This is a genomic window from Thioalkalivibrio sp. AKL7 (assembly GCF_000381705.1).
Lineage (GTDB): Bacteria > Pseudomonadota > Gammaproteobacteria > Ectothiorhodospirales > Ectothiorhodospiraceae > Thioalkalivibrio > Thioalkalivibrio versutus.
In genome coordinates this window covers 17,488-34,374 of record NZ_KB906952.1, presented here as the reverse complement: position 1 = coordinate 34,374, position 16,887 = coordinate 17,488, and the positions used below count along the sequence as shown (strand labels likewise).

At 67.2% G+C, this 16,887-nt stretch carries 16 protein-coding genes; 12 read left to right on the top strand and 4 right to left on the bottom strand.

Features of this window, described 5'->3' with window-relative positions:
• The first annotated feature begins 130 nt into the window (after positions 1–130).
• Both G315_RS0109940 and G315_RS0109935 read left to right on the top strand, forming a co-directional pair.
• A complete protein-coding gene (locus tag G315_RS0109940; RefSeq protein WP_018146278.1) occupies positions 131–595 on the top strand; it encodes a YbhB/YbcL family Raf kinase inhibitor-like protein in 465 nt (154 codons plus the stop codon).
• 34 nt (positions 596–629) lie between these two features.
• Positions 630–2,174 carry a BCCT family transporter gene (locus G315_RS0109935; RefSeq protein ID WP_018146277.1) on the top strand — a complete coding sequence of 515 codons (1,545 nt, stop codon included), beginning with the start codon at positions 630–632 and terminating at the stop codon, positions 2,172–2,174.
• Between the two features lie 3 nt (positions 2,175–2,177).
• Here the strand turns inward: G315_RS0109935 and G315_RS0109930 are convergent, their stop codons facing one another.
• From G315_RS0109930 to G315_RS0109920, 3 genes are read right to left on the bottom strand one after another with little or no spacing between them, the layout of a single operon-like run.
• Positions 2,178–2,528 carry a hypothetical protein gene (locus tag G315_RS0109930; protein WP_018146276.1) on the bottom strand — a complete coding sequence of 117 codons (351 nt, stop codon included), beginning with the start codon at positions 2,526–2,528 and terminating at the stop codon, positions 2,178–2,180.
• A 27-nt stretch (positions 2,529–2,555) separates the two neighbouring features.
• A complete protein-coding gene (locus tag G315_RS0109925; protein WP_018146275.1) occupies positions 2,556–2,885 on the bottom strand; it encodes a hypothetical protein in 330 nt (109 codons plus the stop codon).
• A gap of 28 nt (positions 2,886–2,913) precedes the next feature.
• Entirely contained in the window at positions 2,914–4,032 is a 1,119-nt protein-coding gene (locus tag G315_RS0109920; protein ID WP_018146274.1) for a transporter substrate-binding domain-containing protein, read from the bottom strand.
• A gap of 85 nt (positions 4,033–4,117) precedes the next feature.
• Between G315_RS0109920 and G315_RS0109915 the strand changes: the two genes are divergently transcribed.
• The 5 genes from G315_RS0109915 (at position 4,118) to G315_RS0109895 (ending at position 11,322) form a co-directional block, all read left to right on the top strand.
• A complete protein-coding gene (locus G315_RS0109915; RefSeq protein ID WP_018146273.1) occupies positions 4,118–5,362 on the top strand; it encodes a methyltransferase domain-containing protein in 1,245 nt (414 codons plus the stop codon).
• Between the two features lie 372 nt (positions 5,363–5,734).
• Positions 5,735–8,077: a DNA translocase FtsK gene (locus tag G315_RS0109910; RefSeq protein ID WP_018146272.1), complete on the top strand. Its 2,343-nt coding sequence runs from the start codon at positions 5,735–5,737 to the stop codon at positions 8,075–8,077.
• A 140-nt stretch (positions 8,078–8,217) separates the two neighbouring features.
• Positions 8,218–8,889: an outer membrane lipoprotein chaperone LolA gene (lolA, locus tag G315_RS0109905; protein WP_018146271.1), complete on the top strand. Its 672-nt coding sequence runs from the start codon at positions 8,218–8,220 to the stop codon at positions 8,887–8,889.
• Positions 8,890–9,183: 294 nt separating this feature from the next.
• Positions 9,184–10,560 (top strand): replication-associated recombination protein A, encoded by a 1,377-nt coding sequence (locus G315_RS0109900; RefSeq protein ID WP_018146270.1) that lies wholly within the window; start codon positions 9,184–9,186, stop codon positions 10,558–10,560.
• Positions 10,561–10,569: 9 nt separating this feature from the next.
• Complete coding sequence (locus G315_RS0109895; protein ID WP_018146269.1) at positions 10,570–11,322, top strand: TVP38/TMEM64 family protein; 753 nt, start codon at positions 10,570–10,572, stop codon at positions 11,320–11,322.
• On the opposite strand, the gene G315_RS0109890 is transcribed toward G315_RS0109895, so the two are convergent.
• Positions 11,257–11,814, bottom strand: a complete 558-nt coding sequence (locus G315_RS0109890; RefSeq protein WP_018146268.1) for a TMEM165/GDT1 family protein — start codon at positions 11,812–11,814, stop codon at positions 11,257–11,259. The two genes, G315_RS0109895 and G315_RS0109890, sit on opposite strands and share 66 nt — an antisense overlap.
• Positions 11,815–11,978: 164 nt before the next feature.
• Here G315_RS0109890 and G315_RS0109885 point away from each other — a divergent pair, with 164 nt between their 5' ends.
• The 5 genes from G315_RS0109885 (at position 11,979) to ntrB (ending at position 16,877) form a co-directional block, all read left to right on the top strand.
• Complete coding sequence (locus tag G315_RS0109885; protein WP_018146267.1) at positions 11,979–12,221, top strand: hypothetical protein; 243 nt, start codon at positions 11,979–11,981, stop codon at positions 12,219–12,221.
• Between the two features lie 91 nt (positions 12,222–12,312).
• Complete coding sequence (locus G315_RS0109880) at positions 12,313–12,669, top strand: DsrE family protein (protein ID WP_018146266.1); 357 nt, start codon at positions 12,313–12,315, stop codon at positions 12,667–12,669.
• Between the two features lie 126 nt (positions 12,670–12,795).
• Positions 12,796–14,121, top strand: a complete 1,326-nt coding sequence (locus G315_RS0109875; RefSeq protein ID WP_018146265.1) for a nitrate regulatory protein — start codon at positions 12,796–12,798, stop codon at positions 14,119–14,121.
• A gap of 464 nt (positions 14,122–14,585) precedes the next feature.
• A complete protein-coding gene (locus G315_RS0109870) occupies positions 14,586–15,890 on the top strand; it encodes a CmpA/NrtA family ABC transporter substrate-binding protein (protein ID WP_018146264.1) in 1,305 nt (434 codons plus the stop codon).
• Positions 15,891–15,938: 48 nt separating this feature from the next.
• A complete protein-coding gene (gene ntrB, locus G315_RS0109865) occupies positions 15,939–16,877 on the top strand; it encodes a nitrate ABC transporter permease (protein WP_018146263.1) in 939 nt (312 codons plus the stop codon).
• Positions 16,878–16,887 lie beyond the last annotated feature (10 nt).

Here is a 16,887-nt window from a genome sequence, read left to right as displayed (position 1 = left end):
CTCTGTGTGCAACCGTGCGGGGTTGGTTCGTTGACCGGGAGCAATTCCGGTCGCGATCCGGTCTCGCGGCGGTTGACCCGCTGGCGGCGGCGGGGGAGGCTGAGGATCTGTGGATACAGGAGACGAGGGGATGCGGCTGATCAGTCCTGCCTTCCGTGACGGCGAAGTGATGCCGACCGAGGTGTCGGCCCGCGATGCCAACGAGCTGCCACCACTGGAGATTCATGAGGTTCCGGATGGCGCACAGAGCCTCGCGCTGATCCTCGAGGACCTGGATTCGCCGCTGGGCGAGGTGACGCACTGGCTGGTCTGGAACCTGCCGCCAGACACGCATCGGGTGGACTCGCTGCATCTGCCGAGTCAGGGGCGCGTGGGCCTGGATGCCTTCGGCAAGGCCGGGTATCTGGGCCCGATCCCGCCGGAGGGCTGCCACCACTATCGTTTCCGCCTGCTCGCCCTGGATGAGGCGCTGGATTTGGCGCCGGGTGCGACGCGTACGCAGTTCGACGTCGCGGCCGAGGGGCATGTGCTGGCCAAGGCCGATCTGACCGGCGGGCTTTGTGCGGGCACCCCGGACTCCGACGCGTCGAACTGATGCCCATCCCCGGACTGAAGCCAGGCCGTTCATCATGAGCCAGTACCGCCCGGAAGCCTTTTTCTCCACCGTCAACCCCACCGTGTTCACCGCCTCCGGGATCATGGTGGTGGTGTTTGTTGCCTTCGGGGTGGCCTTGCCGTCCACCGCCAGCATGGTGTTCGACGGCATCCACGGATTCATTACCGAATACCTCGGCTGGGGCTACCTGCTGGTGGTCACGTTCTTCCTCGGGTTCCTGGTCTGGCTGGGGTTCAGCCGCTACGGCGCGATCCGGCTGGGGCAGCCGGACGACCGGCCGGAATTCGGGTTCGCCGCCTGGTTCGCGATGCTGTTCTCGGCCGGCATGGGCATTGGCCTCGTGTTCTGGAGCGTGGCCGAGCCGGTCCTGCACTATCAGAACCCGCCGACCGGTGATGGCGAGACCGCCGAGGCCGCGCGCCAGGCGATGGTCTACACCTTCTTCCACTGGGGGCTGCATGCCTGGGCGGTGTACGTGGTGCTGGGGCTGTCGGTGGCGTACTTCAGCTTCCGCCACCGCCTGCCGCTGACCATCCGCTCGATCTTCTACCCGCTGCTGGGGGATCGCATCTACGGCCCGATCGGGCACGTGATCGACATCCTTGCGGTGTTCGGCACGTTGTTCGGGCTGGCCACCTCGCTGGGTTTCGGCGCGATGCAGCTCAACACCGGGCTCAACGTGCTCGTGGACATGCCGGTCTCGCACTGGTACCAGGTCGGCATCATCACAGCGATCACGGCGGTGGCCGTCTTGTCGGTGCTCTCCGGACTGGATCGCGGGCTCAAGTGGGTCAGCGTGTTCAACCTGGTGCTGGCGATCAGCTTCATGCTGTTCGTGCTGTTTGCCGGGCCGACGCTGTTCATCCTGCGCTTCCTGCTCGACTCCACCGGCGGCTACTTCCAGCAGCTGATCGAGCTGAGCCTGTACACCGACGCAATCGGCGGCTCCGAGTGGCAGAAGGACTGGACCATGTTCTACTGGGCCTGGTGGATCGCCTGGTCGCCGTTTGTGGGCATCTTCATCGCGCGCATCTCGCGCGGGCGTACCATCCGCGAGTTCATCGTCGGCGTGCTCGCGCTGCCCACGCTGTTTGTGTTCGCCTGGATGGCGATCTTCGGCGGGACCGCGCTGCACATGGAGCTGTTCGATGAAGGCGCGGGCATCGCCGCTGCGGTCGCCGAGGACACCACCGTAGCCCTCTACGCGACCCTGGCCCAGCTGCCGTGGACGACCCTCGCCTCCGGGATCGCCACGCTGCTGATCGCGACCTATTTCATCACCTCCTCGGCTTCGGGTACCTTCGTGGTGGATGCGCTGATCTCGCGCGGCTCGAAGCACTCGCCCAAGCGCCAGCGTGTGATCTGGGGCATTATCGAGGGCGCGGTGGCTGCCACGCTGCTGATCGTCGGCGGCGAACGCGCGCTGGACAGCCTGCAGACCGGCTCGCTGACCGCCGGGCTGCCGGTCGCGATCATCCTGGTCTTCTGCTGCTTCAGCCTGATGCGCGCCCTGCGCCGCGAATACCGCGTCGAGGGCGTGGAGCCGCCCTGGCGTTGAAGGCTACGCGGGGCCGTCCGGGAGCGTGCGCAGCAGGTGTTCGATCTGCTCCGGCTTGATCCCGGCGATGTCCTTGATGGGCAGGGTGACGGCAAAGCCGTTGCCCAACTGGCTCAAGTCCAGTTCCGTGTCCAGCCGCTCCAGCATGCGTCGGGCCAGTCCGGCCTCGAGGACCATCAGTAACACCTTGCGGCCGGACGAGTCTTTCAGGTCCATCACCGGGTTGCGCCGCAGCTGGGCGATGCCCTGACCGTCCAGCAGGGTCAGTCCGGCGGCTCCGACACGCTGAACAATCTCGATGGCGCGATCGGCCTGACTGCGAGGGACTACGGCGACGAGCAGAACGAATTGCATGGCGAAGTCTCCGGCGTTCGGAACGTGTCAGGGCGTATGCGTCAGGTGGCCGACGAATTCCATGCCCTGCAGCGCGGCGGTATCCAGGGTAAAGGCAAGTCCGTTGTAGGGCTGAAACAAGTCCATCTCCAGGTTCAGACGGCGGGCGATGCGTTCGGCCTGCTCGGTCTCCAGTTGCCATACACAGACCGATTCGTTGCCCTGGTAGGTCACACCGAGGAAGGTCATGTGCTCGGGGAAGCCGAGGCCCGAGCCGTGCAACACCGTGCCGTCCGCGCCGCCTTCTTCGTCGGCGATGGCCAGGGCCTGTTCTTCGCGGTCCTGGTCGATGATGGCCACCAGAAAGGTCTCCGCCATGAGGCGTCTCTCCCTGCTGCGGTTCGCGTCAATTACCGAGGTAGCGGCGCAGCACCCGCTGCCACTCGTCGGATTCCAGAATCTCGAGGATAGCCACGTTCATCGGGGCGCGCAGCGGCGAGCCCTGGGGCAGGGCCAGGGCATAGTCCTGGCGCAGGAACTCGACGGGTAGCACCTCCAGTTGACCGGCGAAGTGTTCGCGCACCTGGTAACGCAGCAGCGGGGCGTCATAGACCATCGCGTCGGCGTGCCCGTTGGCGACCGCGTCGAGGGCGGAGCTCAGGTCCGCGTGGTCGCGGTAGGCGAAGCCCTGGTCGTCCAGCCAGGCGGCGGCACTGGAGCCGCCGATGGTGGCGATGCGCTGGCCCTCCAGGTCGGAGACATTCTGGATGCCGGTATCCAGTGAGCTGACGGTCAAGGTGGTGGCGATTGCGGCGGTGAAGGTGGAAACCAGGATCAGGGCCGCGAACATCCAGACCAGCGCGATCGCGCGGCCGGGCAGGGTGCGCGGGGCCTTGTCGCCGTAGCCGACCGTGGTCATGGTGACGGCGGCCCACCAGAAGGCCGAGCCCAGCCCCTGTGCGGAGCTGCCGCCGAACTCGTCGGCGTTGCGGTGACGCTCGAACAGCCACAGCAGTGCGCCGACCAGCAGGAGCAGGCCGGCGAGCGCGAGGATGACCATCAGGAATGGCATCGAGATGAATGCCCGCAGGGCGCCGGCGACCGGGTTGCCCTGCTGGGGCACGGCAATGGACAGCCCGGTGCTGTAGTACGGATGGGTGAAGTCGACGCGCTCGGCGCGCTCGGCGGTCGCGGTGAGGGCCGCGACCGAGACATCGATGCGGTCGTCCCCCAGGCCTGTGATCAATGCCTCGAGGCTGACCTCCCGGTACCCGTAGTCCAGTTCCAGGCGTTCCGCTACCCGTTCCCAAAGCTCGATCGCGATGCCGGTCGGGGCCGCGTCGGCCGCGTCCGGGGCGATCACGAACGGCGACACAAAGCGGGTGCCCACGCGCAGGTTGGAATCGAGGTCGGCGGCGCTGGCCCCCGTCTCCTGGGCCTGGGCGGCGGGGATCGCCAGCAAGGCGGCGAGCAACCAAAGGGCCGTGGCGAGCAGTGCGGAGGGCGCGATCAGGGAGCGGGGCATGCGAGCTTCCGGTGCGGGCTTGGTCGTACCATAACCGGTACGCTGTCACCGTGGCAGTCCGTGTTGCCGCGTCAGGAGAGAGCCCATGCGGGACCCGTTTGCCAACTGGATCGAGGCGCCATCCCGGTCGAACCCGGGCGACGTAGCGGATATCGGGTTCATGCTGGACTGGGCGAGTGACGAGGCCCGTCACCGCGAATGTCTGTTTCTGCCGAGGCTGTTGCCGGAGCGGGACCACTGGCCGGGTGATCTGGGCGCCGCCCTGCACGGGCTGGGAGTGGGGGCGGTACACGAGGCCTCCCGGGCGTCAGCCGCGGCCCTGGTCCCGCCGTCCGAGGTGGATCGGGTGCGGGAGCTCCCGGCGTCGGCGTTCAATCGTGGCCTGCGCAGGCATCGCCGGGTGGAGCCCCGTGCCGGTCGTTTTTACCCGAGGGCGTTCATTGCCGGCCATGCGGGCATCGATGCCGGGGATCGCGAGTTGTTCCGGGTCGGGGCGCTGGAGGAGGACCGCCTGGTGGCGGATCTGAACCATCCACTGGCGGACCATGAGCTGCGGTTGCAGGCGCGGGTCATGGCCCGCCACGCCCACGGGCGTGATGACGACCACTCGGTGGATGTGGCCCGGCTGCTGACGGCCCGCGGGCCGGGCATGCAGGCCCGCTGGCGCGGACGGCCGACCGACTTCTGGACCGACGGCGCGCTGGAACGCGAGGATCCGGACCCCGATGCCGCGTTTTATGCCGAACCCCGCCGGGTACACCACCTGGATGCCACCGCGCGCGCCGAGATCGCCGCACTGTATGGCGCCTGCATCCCGCCCGGTGCGCGGGTGCTCGACCTGATGAGCAGCTGGGAGTCGCACCTGGACCGGGTGGAGACGCCGGAAGCGGTGATCGGGCTGGGTATGAACACGCAGGAGCTGGCGGACAACCCCTGCCTGGCGTCCGCGCATGTGCAGGACCTCAATGTGCAGCCCGAGTTGCCGTATGCGGCGGGGAGCTTCGACGCCGTGGCCTGTACCGCGTCGGTCGAGTATCTGACGCAGCCGGAGGCGGTGTTCCACGCGGTCCGCGAGGTGCTGCGCCCGGGCGGGGTGTTCGTGGTGACGTTCTCCAACCGCTGCTTCCCGACCAAGGCGGTTGCGGTCTGGGAACGCCTGTACGACTTCGAGCGCATGGGGCTGGTGCTGGACCTGTTCCTGCGCGCCGGTTTCGCGGGTCTCGCGACCTTTTCCCTGCGCGGCCTGCCGCGGCCGGCGGATGATCCCTATGCCGGCCGGCTGAAGCATGCGGACCCAGTGTTTGCGGTATGGGGTTATCGATGGGACTGAGGGATGGGCCTTTGCCGACACGGGCGGGGGCTTCGCGGGCAGGCCCGCTCCTGTAATGGCAGGGCTCGCTGAGCCGAGGCAGCCTGCCGGAAAGCGATCGGACCGGACTCGGTTCTCAGGCTGGGCAGGTCTGGCCCCCCGAAGAACGTTTTAACCGGTAAACTGCGCGATGATCCCGGGAAACGCCGATTCATCGGCGTTTCCCGGCGGCACAAGGAGGTGCCGCCGCAATCGACCACCGCAGGGGGTTGATTGTGAAGCAAGCTGCAAACCGCGTTTGCAGTGCAGCGTGCGCTGAGAAAGCCAGGATGGCTTTATTCAGCGCTTCCTTGAAAAGTTGCCCGCGCCGCGGGCCGGACCAGTGGGGAGCGCATGGCCGCAAGCAAGGCCAAATCCGGGGGCAAGGGTGCCAAGGGCAGCAAGACGGCAGAGCCGGCCGCACCGCCGAGCCTGAGTGGGCAACTCCTGCGTGGGCTGCGCGAGGGTGCGCTGCTGATCTTTGGCATGCTGGCGCTGTATCTGCTGGTGGCGCTGGCGAGCTATCACCCGGGCGATGCCGCCTGGTCGACCACCGGCGACGGCGAGGGTCTGCGCAATCTGGGCGGCACCACGGGCGCCTGGTTCGCTGATATCGCTTTTCATCTGCTCGGCTATCTGGCCTACCTGATCCCGCTGGCCGTGGGTGGTATTGGCTGGTGGCTGTTCCGGCATCGCCGCGAGGCGCAGATCGCCAGCCCCATGGAGCTCACCGTGCGCGGGCTGGCGTTGATCGTGGCGCTGATCGCCGGCTCGGCCCTGGCCGCGCTGCACCTGTTGCCGGGCGGGATGCCGGTCCATGCCGGCGGCATCCTCGGCGACCTGTTCGGCGGCTGGGCGGTCGCCGGGCTGAGCCTGGTGGGCGGGACACTGGTTCTGCTGGCGCTGTTCCTGGCCGGGGTGACCCTGTTTACCGGGCTTTCCTGGTTCCTGCTGATGGATCGTCTCGGCCAGCTGGCCGTGCGCGGCTGGGAGCGTGCCCGCGTGGCGATCGACTCGGCCCGCGACCGCCGTATCGGTGCCCGCGAACGGGCCGAACGCGAGACCCGGGTAGAGAAGGAACGCAAGCGTACCGAGAAGCGCATGCCCTCGCGGGTGGAGCCGCGTATCGAGGCGCCGCCACCCAGCCCGCGGGTGCAGAAGGAGAAGCAGGTCCCGCTGTTCTCCGAGGGGACGGGCGCGGATCCACACCCGCCGCTGGCCCTGCTGGACGAGGCGCCGCCGCCGCCCGACGGATTCTCCGAGGAGTCGTTGCAGGCGCTCTCTCGCCTGGTGGAACTGAAGCTGAAGGACTTCGGTGTGGAGGTCGAGGTGGTTGCGGTGCAGCCGGGGCCGGTGATCACCCGCTTCGAATTGCAACCGGCGGCCGGGGTGAAAGCCTCGCGCATCTCCGGGCTGTCCACCGATCTCGCGCGTTCGCTGTCGGTGATGGCGGTGCGCATCGTCGAGGTGATCCCGGGCAAGTCCACGGTGGGGCTGGAGATCCCCAACGAGAACCGCGAGATCGTGGCCCTCTCGGAGATCCTGCGTTCGGATCTGTTCGACTCGAACAAGTCGCCGCTGACCATGGCGCTGGGCAAGGACATCGGCGGCGGGCCGGTGATCGCGGATCTGGCGAAGATGCCGCATCTGCTGGTCGCCGGGACGACCGGTTCCGGGAAATCAGTGGGCGTCAACGCGATGCTGCTGTCGCTGCTGTACAAGTCCACGCCGGAAGACGTCCGCCTGATCCTGATCGATCCGAAGATGCTGGAGTTGTCGGTCTACGAGGGCATCCCGCATCTGCTGTGTTCGGTCGTCACCGACATGAAGGATGCCTCCAACGCCCTGCGCTGGGCGGTGGCGGAGATGGAGCGGCGCTACAAGCTGATGTCGGCGATGGGCGTGCGCAACATCGGCGGCTTCAACAAGAAGGTGCGCGATGCCCAGGCCGGTGGCGAGCCACTGAAGGACCCGTTGTTCAAGCCGGAGGAGGCGATCACCGAGACCGAGGCGCCGGAACTGGAGCCGTTGCCGTTCGTTGTGGTTGTGGTCGACGAATTCGCCGACATGATCATGGTGGTGGGCAAGAAGGTCGAGGAGCTGATCGCCCGGCTGGCGCAGAAGGCCCGCGCCGCCGGCATCCACCTGATCCTGGCCACCCAGCGTCCGTCGGTGGACGTGATTACCGGGTTGATCAAGGCGAACATCCCCACCCGCATCGCCTTCCAGGTCTCCTCGCGCGTGGACTCGCGCACCATCCTCGATCAGATGGGTGCCGAGCACCTGCTGGGTCACGGCGACATGCTCTACCTGCCGCCGGGCAAGGCGATGCCCGAGCGCGTGCACGGCGCGTTCGTCAGCGACAACGAGGTGCATCAGGTGGTCGAGTACCTCAAGTCCACCGGCGAGCCGGACTACAACGACGCAATCCTCGACGAGCCCGAGGCCGGTGCGGCCAGCATCCCGGGGTTGGAGTCGCCCGAGGGGAACGGCAACGAATCGGACCCGCTGTACGATCAGGCCGTGCAGGTGGTCATCGAGTCACGCAAGGCCTCGATCTCGTTCGTCCAGCGCCGGCTGAAGATCGGCTACAACCGCGCCGCGCGCATGGTCGAAGACATGGAGGCCGCCGGCCTGGTCAGCCAGGTACAGTCGAACGGCAATCGCGAGGTCCTGGTTCCCGGCCCGAACGACTGAGCGCCCCGAACCCGAGGGCGTGGTTGGTGTCCATGTCCCTGATCGCGTGACGCGGTTCGTCATCCCTGTGCGACACATTCACGCCGGGTTAAGCCTCGCGGCGCATCATGAATCGCATACTCATCCATCCTGGAGACTGCATGAACGCTCGTCCCCTTACGTGTCCGGGCGCCCTCTGGCGGGCCCTGTCCCTTGGCCTGGTACTGGCCTTGACCGCCGTTCCGGCCCTGGCCGCCGACCGCGGTATGGAGGATGCCCGCGCGGCGCTGGATCGCTTTGTCGATGGCCTGGAAAGCTTCTCCGCCGAATTTACCCAGACCGTGCGCGACGACACCGGCTACGTGCTGCAGGAGTCCGATGGCCGCATGCAGCTGGGGCTGCCCAATCGCCTGCACTGGGAGGTGACCGAGCCGTTCCCGCAGACCATCGTCTCCGATGGGCAGGATCTGTGGATGTACGACCCGGACCTGTCGCAGGCCACGGTGCGCCCGCTGGGGGATGCCTTCGACGCCACGCCGATCGCCGCGATCACCCAGCCGGAGCGTCTGGACGAGCACTTCCGCATGTCACTGCGCCCGGTGCCGGGCGGCGATGCCTTGCGCCTGGTGCTGGTGCCGCGCAACGAACAGGCCGACTTCACCAGTCTGGACCTGGACCTGACCGCGGATGGCGACCTGACCCGCATGGCCTTCCGCGACATCTTCGGCCAGGAGACCGTGATCCTCTTCCACGAGACCGAACGCAATGGCGAACTCGACCCGGGCGTGTTCACCTTCGACCCGCCGGCCGGGACCGACATCTATCGGCCTTGAGCGAGGTCCGCTCGCGGGTTATCTGCCACAAAGCGCACAGAGGCCACGGAGAAAACAAAGGCTTTCAGGGAGCGTAGGATGCGTTGAGCGCAGCGAAACGCATCGGTCGGAAGGCGGCGATATTCCGGGTGATCGATGTTGATGCGTTTCGCTTCGCTCAACGCATCCTACCCATGGGCTGTGATACCCCCTTGGGTTGTCTCCGTGCCCTCCGTGGTTCAATAGCCCTTCTTCGTACCTTCGTGCACTTCGTGGTGAACAAGGCTCTTCGGCTCGAGGGGTTACAATCCCTCCATGAGTGATTCCCCCGAAGGCGATCTGTTCGGCCCCGATCCGGACGTGGCCTCGCCCGAACCCGAACCGGCCCCGGTAGCCCCGGATCCCTCGGCGCCGCTGGCCGAGCGCATGCGTCCGGCGCGTCTCGACGAGATGGTCGGCCAGGACCACCTGGTCGGCGCCGATGCCGCGCTGCGCCAGGCGATCGAGCAGGGCCAGACCCCGTCGATGATCCTCTGGGGCCCGCCCGGCTGCGGCAAGACGACGCTCGCGCGGCTGGTGGCGGCGGCCGGAGCCCAGCGCCTGGTCACGCTGTCCGCCGTGCTGGCGGGGGTCAAGGACGTCCGTGCGGTTGTCGAAGCCGCGAAGGCCCGCCGCCGCAATGGTGTCGGGACGCTGCTGTTCATCGACGAAATCCACCGCTTCAACAAGGGCCAGCAGGACGCCCTGCTGCCGCACATTGAGGACGGTACGCTGACCTTCGTCGGCGCGACCACCGAGAATCCTTCGTTCGCACTCAACAGCGCGCTGCTGTCGCGCGCGCGGGTCTATCGCATGGAGGCGGTCGGGGCGGAGGCCATCGAGGCCCTGATCGACCGGGCCCTCAATGACCCCGAGCGCGGTCTGGGCGGGCGTGGCCTGACGCTGGACCCAGAGGAGCGTCAGCGTCTTGCACGCGCCGCCGATGGCGATGCCCGGCGTGCCCTGAACTGGCTGGAGACCGCCTCGGACCTGGCGCGCGATGGCGCCATCACCGGCGACGCGCTGCGCGCGGTGATGGGGGCGCAGTCACTGGCCTTCGACCGTCAGGGCGATGCCTTCTACGACCAGATCTCCGCCCTGCACAAATCCGTGCGCGGGTCCGATCCGAACGCCGCGGTGTACTGGCTCACCCGCATGCTGGATGCGGGCTGTGACCCGGACTACCTCGGTCGTCGCCTGCTGCGCATGGCCTACGAGGACATTGGCCTGGCCGCGGTTGGCCTCGGTGCGCGGGTGCTGGCGGCCTGGCAGACCATGGAACGTCTGGGCCGGCCGGAAGGCGATCTGGCGCTGGTACAGGCAGTGATCGAACTGGCCTCCGCACCCAAGAGCAACAGCGCCTATGCCGCGCTGAACGGCGCGCGGGCCGCGATCCGCGACAGCGGCAGCGCGGGCGTGCCCCTGCACCTGCGCAATGCCCCGACCGAGCTGATGCGTGCCGAGGGCTTCGGTGCCGGGTATCGCTACGACCACGACGAACCGGACGGGTTTGCGCGTGGACAGGTCTATCTGCCCGAAGGGCTGGAAGAAGCGCGCTTCTACAGTCCGCGCCGGGATGGTACCGAGCGCGCGCTGGCGGAGCGTCTGGAGCGTCTGCGCGCCGGCGGTGAAGATCCCGGGGACGGGGGCTGACGGGGTGACATGAGGATTCGACATCACAAGAGCTGGCTGACGGTCGCGGCGATCCTGTTCGGGATCTCGCTGGCGTGGATCCTGTTGACCACCGAGTGGCCCAGCCTCGGCGTTCCGCTGGGCGAGCTGGAGGTCTGGCTGCTCAGCTGGGGCCCTGGGGCCTACCTGGTATTCGTGCTGGCGTTTGTCGTGCTGGCCCTGTTCCCGCTGCCGAGCACCTTCTGGATCCTGCTGGGCGGCGCCTTGTTCGGCCCCTTCACCGGTGGCGCCCTTAGTCTGCTGGCGGCCACCGTGGCGGCGGTCATCGCCTTCATGCTGGCCCGCACCTGGCTGCAACCCTGGCTGGTCCCGCGCATGGGGCCGCGCAGTACCCGGCTGCGCGAGGATGTAGAGGCCGAGGGCTGGCGTGTGGTGGCCCTGACCCGGCTGGTGCCGGTGTTTCCGTTTGCGCCCACCAACTATGCCCTGGGACTGGTGCGCCTGCCGCTGCCCGTGTTTGCACTGACGACGGTGGTGGCGCTGATCCCGGGCCTGTTCGCCTATGCCTGGCTGGGGCATGCCACCCGCGAGGTGGCCAGCGGGGCCGACAGCGGGGTGCAACTGGGTCTGGCGCTGCTCGCGGTGCTGGCATTGCTGCTGTTGCTACCGCGCCTGGTGCGGCGCATCTGGCTGGGACAGAAGATGCTGCGCTCGGAGTCAGACCCAGGCGAGCAGGACTCCGAGGCCCAGGGCGAAGAACAGCAGCGCGGCGAGCGCGCGTAGCAGCCGCAGCGGCAGGTGGCAGGCGAAGCGCTGTCCCAGCCATACGACCGGCGCATTGGCCACGACCATGCCGATGGTCGAGCCGATCACGACCAGGATCAGGTTGTCGAAGGTCGCGGCCAGCGCGGCGGTAGCCACCTGCGTCTTGTCGCCCATCTCGACCAGGAAGAACAGCACCGTGGTGGTCCAGAACACGCCGTGTTTCGAGGGGGCTGGCAGCTCGTCCTCGCTATCCGGCACCAGCACCCAGGCGGCCATGACGATGAAGCCGAGCCCCAGCCCCCAGCGCAGCCACGCGTCCGGCACGCTCGCGCCGATCCAGACGCCGGCCAGCGCGGCGAGGAAGTGATTGGCCAGGGTCGCCACCACGATGCCCCAGATGATGGGCCAGGTCTGCTGGTAGCGGCAGATCAGGAGCAGCGCGAGGAGCTGGGTCTTGTCGCCCATCTCGGCGATGGCGACGATGACGGTGGAGACGAGCAGGGCTTCCATGATGGTCTTCCGGGCCAGGCGGCCAATGCGGGCAGCGGTGAGGCCAGGGGGTTCCCGGGCCTGCCGCGTCGCGCCCCCCTGAAGCAGGCAAAAGTGTAGAAGGCGGCCCCGTTACCGGCAAGAACGGGCTGCGCCGTGCGCGGGCCTTGGGTAGGATGCGCGCGATGAAAGCCTTCGTACGCTGGGTCGATCGCGCACCGCTGTGGCTGTTTGCCCTGCTGGTGGCCACGCTGGGCCTGGCCCCCTGGATCCCCGAGCCGCATGTCGCGGAGAAGCTGCGCTGGCTGTTGGCCGGCGAGCTGAACCGGTTGTGGGACATCCTCGACCTGGTCATGCACGCCATCCCCTGGCTGCTGATGGCCTTCAAGCTCTACCGGACCAGCGTTACGGCGAGGGGCAGGCCCTGATCCGAGTGTTTCTCCGCGGCTTGTGGGAAATCGACGCCGGGCGTGCCTGCCGCTACGGTTGCAGCACGTTTCAAGCACTCAGGAGAACCCCATGCGCTTTATTGTTGCTGTCACCGCCGGTACCGACGACCCCACCCGTGCGACGCTCGGCATGATCGCCGCCAACGTGGCCAAGCAGCAGGGCCATGACGTGACCGTCTGGCTGCAGGGCGAGGCCGTGAACATCGCCAACCGCAATGTCTACGACAAGATCGTCGGCCACAACATGCCGGCAATGAAGGACATCGTCGATTCACTGGTCAGTGAAGGCGTCCCGTTCTGGGCCTGCGAGGCCTGCGCCAAGGGCCGCGACGTCGGCGAACACAACTTCCTGCCGAACGCCGAGATGGCCGGCATGGGCCAGTACGTGCAGGCCGTCGCCGAGTTCGACCGCTCGATGAGCTTCTGATCGTTCATCGTTGCTCGCGGGCGGGGGTGTGATCCCCCGCTCGTTCTGATCTCCCGCCCCTGCCAGTGCCCCGAACTGGCACATCGCGTGCTTGTTTGTTCCGCGAGGCATCCGCGGATCATGAGCATGAGTCAGAATCTCCCCCAGAATACCCCGTCCCCGAGCGTTTCGTATGAAGAGGCTATTGGCGATTTCCTGGTCGCCTCGCGCAAATGCGAGGTAGTGAGCCTGGAGCGCCTGCTGGAGGCCGTGCAACTGGTCGGGCGCATCCGTGCCCTGGTGCATCAACTGCAGCGTGAACGCGGCGCTTCCAGCCTCTGGATCGGCTCGGCTGGCCAGCGTTATGCCGAGGAGCTGGGGCAGTATCGAACCGAATCCGACACCACGGCGGCGGCCTTTCGCGAACACCTTGATGGCTGGTTACAGCCGGGGGCCTGTGCCCATGCACGCGGCCGGTTGCTGGGACGCATGGCACTGGCCTTGCACGGACTGTCCGGGCTGCCCAGCCTGCGCGAGGAGGTCAACGAGCGCACGCTTTCGCCAATGGAGGCGATGCGCGGCTTCAGCGAACTGATCCGTTCGCTTCTGGGCGTGGTATTCGAGGCTGCGGACTCGGCTACCGACCCGGAGGTCTCCGGTGCACTGGTCGCTCTTTTGAACTTCATGCAGGGCAAGGAGCTTGCGGGTCAGGAGCGTGCGATCGGCGCGGCCGGCTTTGGCCAGGGCGTGTTCGACGGCGAGTTGCGTCAGGCCCTGCTGCACCGCATCGATGCCCAGGAGCGTTCGTTTCACATCTTCTCCGAGTTTGCCCCGGAATCGGCCTGCGGTGCCTGGCGTCAGTTGCAGGGCGCGAGCTTCGCGGCCGAGGTCGAGCGCCTGCGCCGTCAGGCCTGCACCCAGGCCGATGGCCAGCCGGACCCGGCGCGGGCCGAGGCCTGGTTTGCCTGCGCCACCGCGCGGATCGACGCGATGAAGGAGATCGAGGACCGGCTGGAGATGCATCTGAACGAGTGCTGTTCGGCGCGTATCGCGGCGGATCGCGCGGACCTGGGTGCGGTGCGTGACCGTATCGCGCAGCTGGCCGAGTCGGAGCTGCGTGACAGCGTGCCGTATGCGGTGTTCTTCGGTGCGCCCGAGGGGCTGGATTCCGACGGCGTGGGCGGCGATAACCCGCTCAATGTGCCGATCGTCGGACATTCGGTGATGGACCTGGTGCAACGCCAGGCCAGTCGTCTGCAGTCGGTGGAGGACGAGCTGCAGGCGGCGCGCCAGGCCTTGGCCGAGCGCAAGACGATTGAGCGAGCCAAGGCACTGCTAATCCAGCATCGCGGCCTGACGGAGGACCAGGCCTACAAGCTCCTGCGCCAGACTGCGATGAACCAGAACCGGCGTCTGGCCGAGGTGGCCGAGGCGACCGTCGCCATGTCCGACCTGCTGGGGAAGGGCCTGTAGGAGCCGCCTTGGCGGCGAAGCCCCTGCCAAAGTCCGGCGCGGGCAGGGGCTTCGCCGCCAAGGCGGCTCCTACGGCGGGTTAGGTCGCCCTCTGGCAGCGCACTATTGCAGGTCAACTGCACCGCAAGTGCGCCCCAGGCTGGTGCCTTAGGGATCGGCTTCCGGACTTCGGGCTTCCCGCAAGCGTTCGACCCGGTGTTCGAAACCATCCGATTTTTCCGCGCCACGTGGCGATTGTTTCCCGCATGGTCGCCTAGCAACGGCTAATTGGCACACCTCCTGCAGGAGTATGGGCAAGACGAGCCAACGGCGGTTCGTCGCCTGACAACAGGGAGACCCGATGACCGGGGCTCCCGTGAGACTGGACAAAGGCGTCCATCACCCGGCTGCACAAGCGGCCGGGCTGATGCGACGCCTTTTGTCGTTTTTGGGATGTGTTTGCTGACAAGGGGAGTGAACCCGTAATGACCGATCAAACGAACGACACGAAGAACACCTCCGGCCTGTCGCGCCGGCGTTTCCTGGGCGGCATGGCCGCCGGAATCGGCGCCACGGCAATGGGCCTTTCGGGCGCGGCGCCCTGGGGCTATGCGAAGGCCGGCAATGGCAAGCCGGAGACCACCGAGGCGAAGCTCGGCTTCATCGCGCTGACGGATGCCGCACCGCTGTTCATTGCGCTGGAGAAGGGCTTTTTCGCCGCTCACGGCATGCCCGATGTGCAGGTGCTGAAGCAGTCCTCCTGGGGCACGGTGCGCGACAACCTGGATCTGGGGTCGCAACGCGGCGGAATCGATGGATCGCACATTCTCACGCCAATGCCCTACCTGATCCATCGCCGGGGCACGCCGATGACGATCCTCGCGCGACTGAACCTGGCCGGGCAGTGCATCTCGGTCGGGGACGAGTACGCGGACCTGAAGGTCGGCACCGACACCACGGAGTTCAAGGGCGCCCTGGCCGAGAAGGCCGCCGGCGGTGACGACATTCGTGCGGCGATGACCTTCCCGGGCGGGACCCATGATCTGTGGATCCGCTACTGGATGGCCGCCGGCGGGATCGATCCGGACCGCGACATCGCCACCATCGTGGTCCCGCCGGCGCAGATGGTTGCCAACATGCGCGTCGGGTCCATGGACACCTTTTGTGTCTGCGAGCCGTGGAACATGCAGTTGATCAATCAGGGCATCGGCTACACCGCCAACACCACCGGCGAACTGTGGCACAACCACCCGGAGAAGGCGCTGGGCATGCGTGCCGACTGGGTGGAGGCTCATCCGAACGCGGCGCGCGCCCTGACCATGGCGGTGATGGAGGCGCAGATGTACTGCGAGGACCCGGCGAACAAGGAGGAGGTCGCCGAGATCTGCTCGCGCCGGCGCTACATCCACGCCCCGTACGGCGACATCATCGACCGCATGCAGGGGAACTTCGACTACGGCACCGGCCGCGTGGTCGAGGACCACCCGGACCAGATGCGCTACTGGAAGGACCACGCCTCCTACCCGTTCAAGAGCCACGACCTGTGGTTCCTCACCGAGGACATCCGCTGGGGTTATCTGCCGCCGGATCTGGACATGCCGGCGCTGGTGGACGAGGTCAACCGCGAGGACATCTGGCGCGAGGCGGCCGCCGAGCTCGGTATCGACTCTGCCGACATCCCCGCGTCCACCTCGCGCGGCAAGGAGGCCTTCTTTGACGGCAAGGTCTTCGATCCCGAGAACCCGCAGGCCTATCTCGACAGCCTGGACATCAAGGCGATCGCGTCCTGACGCGGTGGCCCGACGACACCCGAAAAAACGATTCAAGAGGATTCCGCCATGAGTGCCATTCTCGACCGCACCATGACCTTCGGCTCCGGGCGCGAGCGCCCGGTGGTCGAGGCATCGCCCACCCGGCCCGTGGCCCGGAAGGCCACCACCATTGCGGCCAGACCCCAGCCGCGCCCCGGGGCAGATCCCGGGGCCTGGGCCCGGCGCCTGCGCAATACTGCCGCGGTCGTGGTGCCGCCGGTGGTCGTCACAGCGCTTTTTTTGCTTATCTGGGAGATGATGGCGTCCTCCCCGGGAGCCGTGTTGCCCGCCCCGAGCCAGGTGATTACCGACACCTGGGAACTGATCGTCAATCCCTTCTATGACTACGGCGGCAACGACGTCGGCATGGCCTGGCAGTTGCTGGCCAGCCTCGAGCGCGTGGCCTATGGCTATGCGCTGGCGGTGGTCGCCGGCATTGGCCTGGGCGTGCTGGTGGGTCAGTCCACCTGGGCGATGCGCGGTCTGGACCCGTTGTTCCAGGTGTTGCGCACCGTGCCGCCGCTGGCCTGGCTGCCGATCTCGCTGGCCGCGTTCCAGGCCAGCAATCCGTCGGCGATCTTCGTGATCTTCATCACCGCGATCTGGCCGATCATCATCAACACCTCCGTCGGTATCCGGAACATCTCGCAGGACTACGTGAACGTGGCCCGCGTGCTGCGCCTGAACGGCTTCGAGTACTTCACCAAGATCATGCTCCCGGCCGCCGCGCCGTATGTCTTTTCCGGTTTGCGCATCGGGATCGGTCTCGCCTGGCTAGCGATCGTGGCCGCCGAGATGCTGATCGGTGGTGTTGGTATCGGCTTCTTTATCTGGGATGCCTGGAACGCCTCCATGCTCAGCGACATCGTGCTCGCGCTCGTCTACGTCGGCCTGGTCGGGTTCTTCCTCGACCGTCTGGTTGCCATCGTCGGCAACTGGGTTACCCGTGGCACGCAGGCCGGCTGAGCCGGCCCCT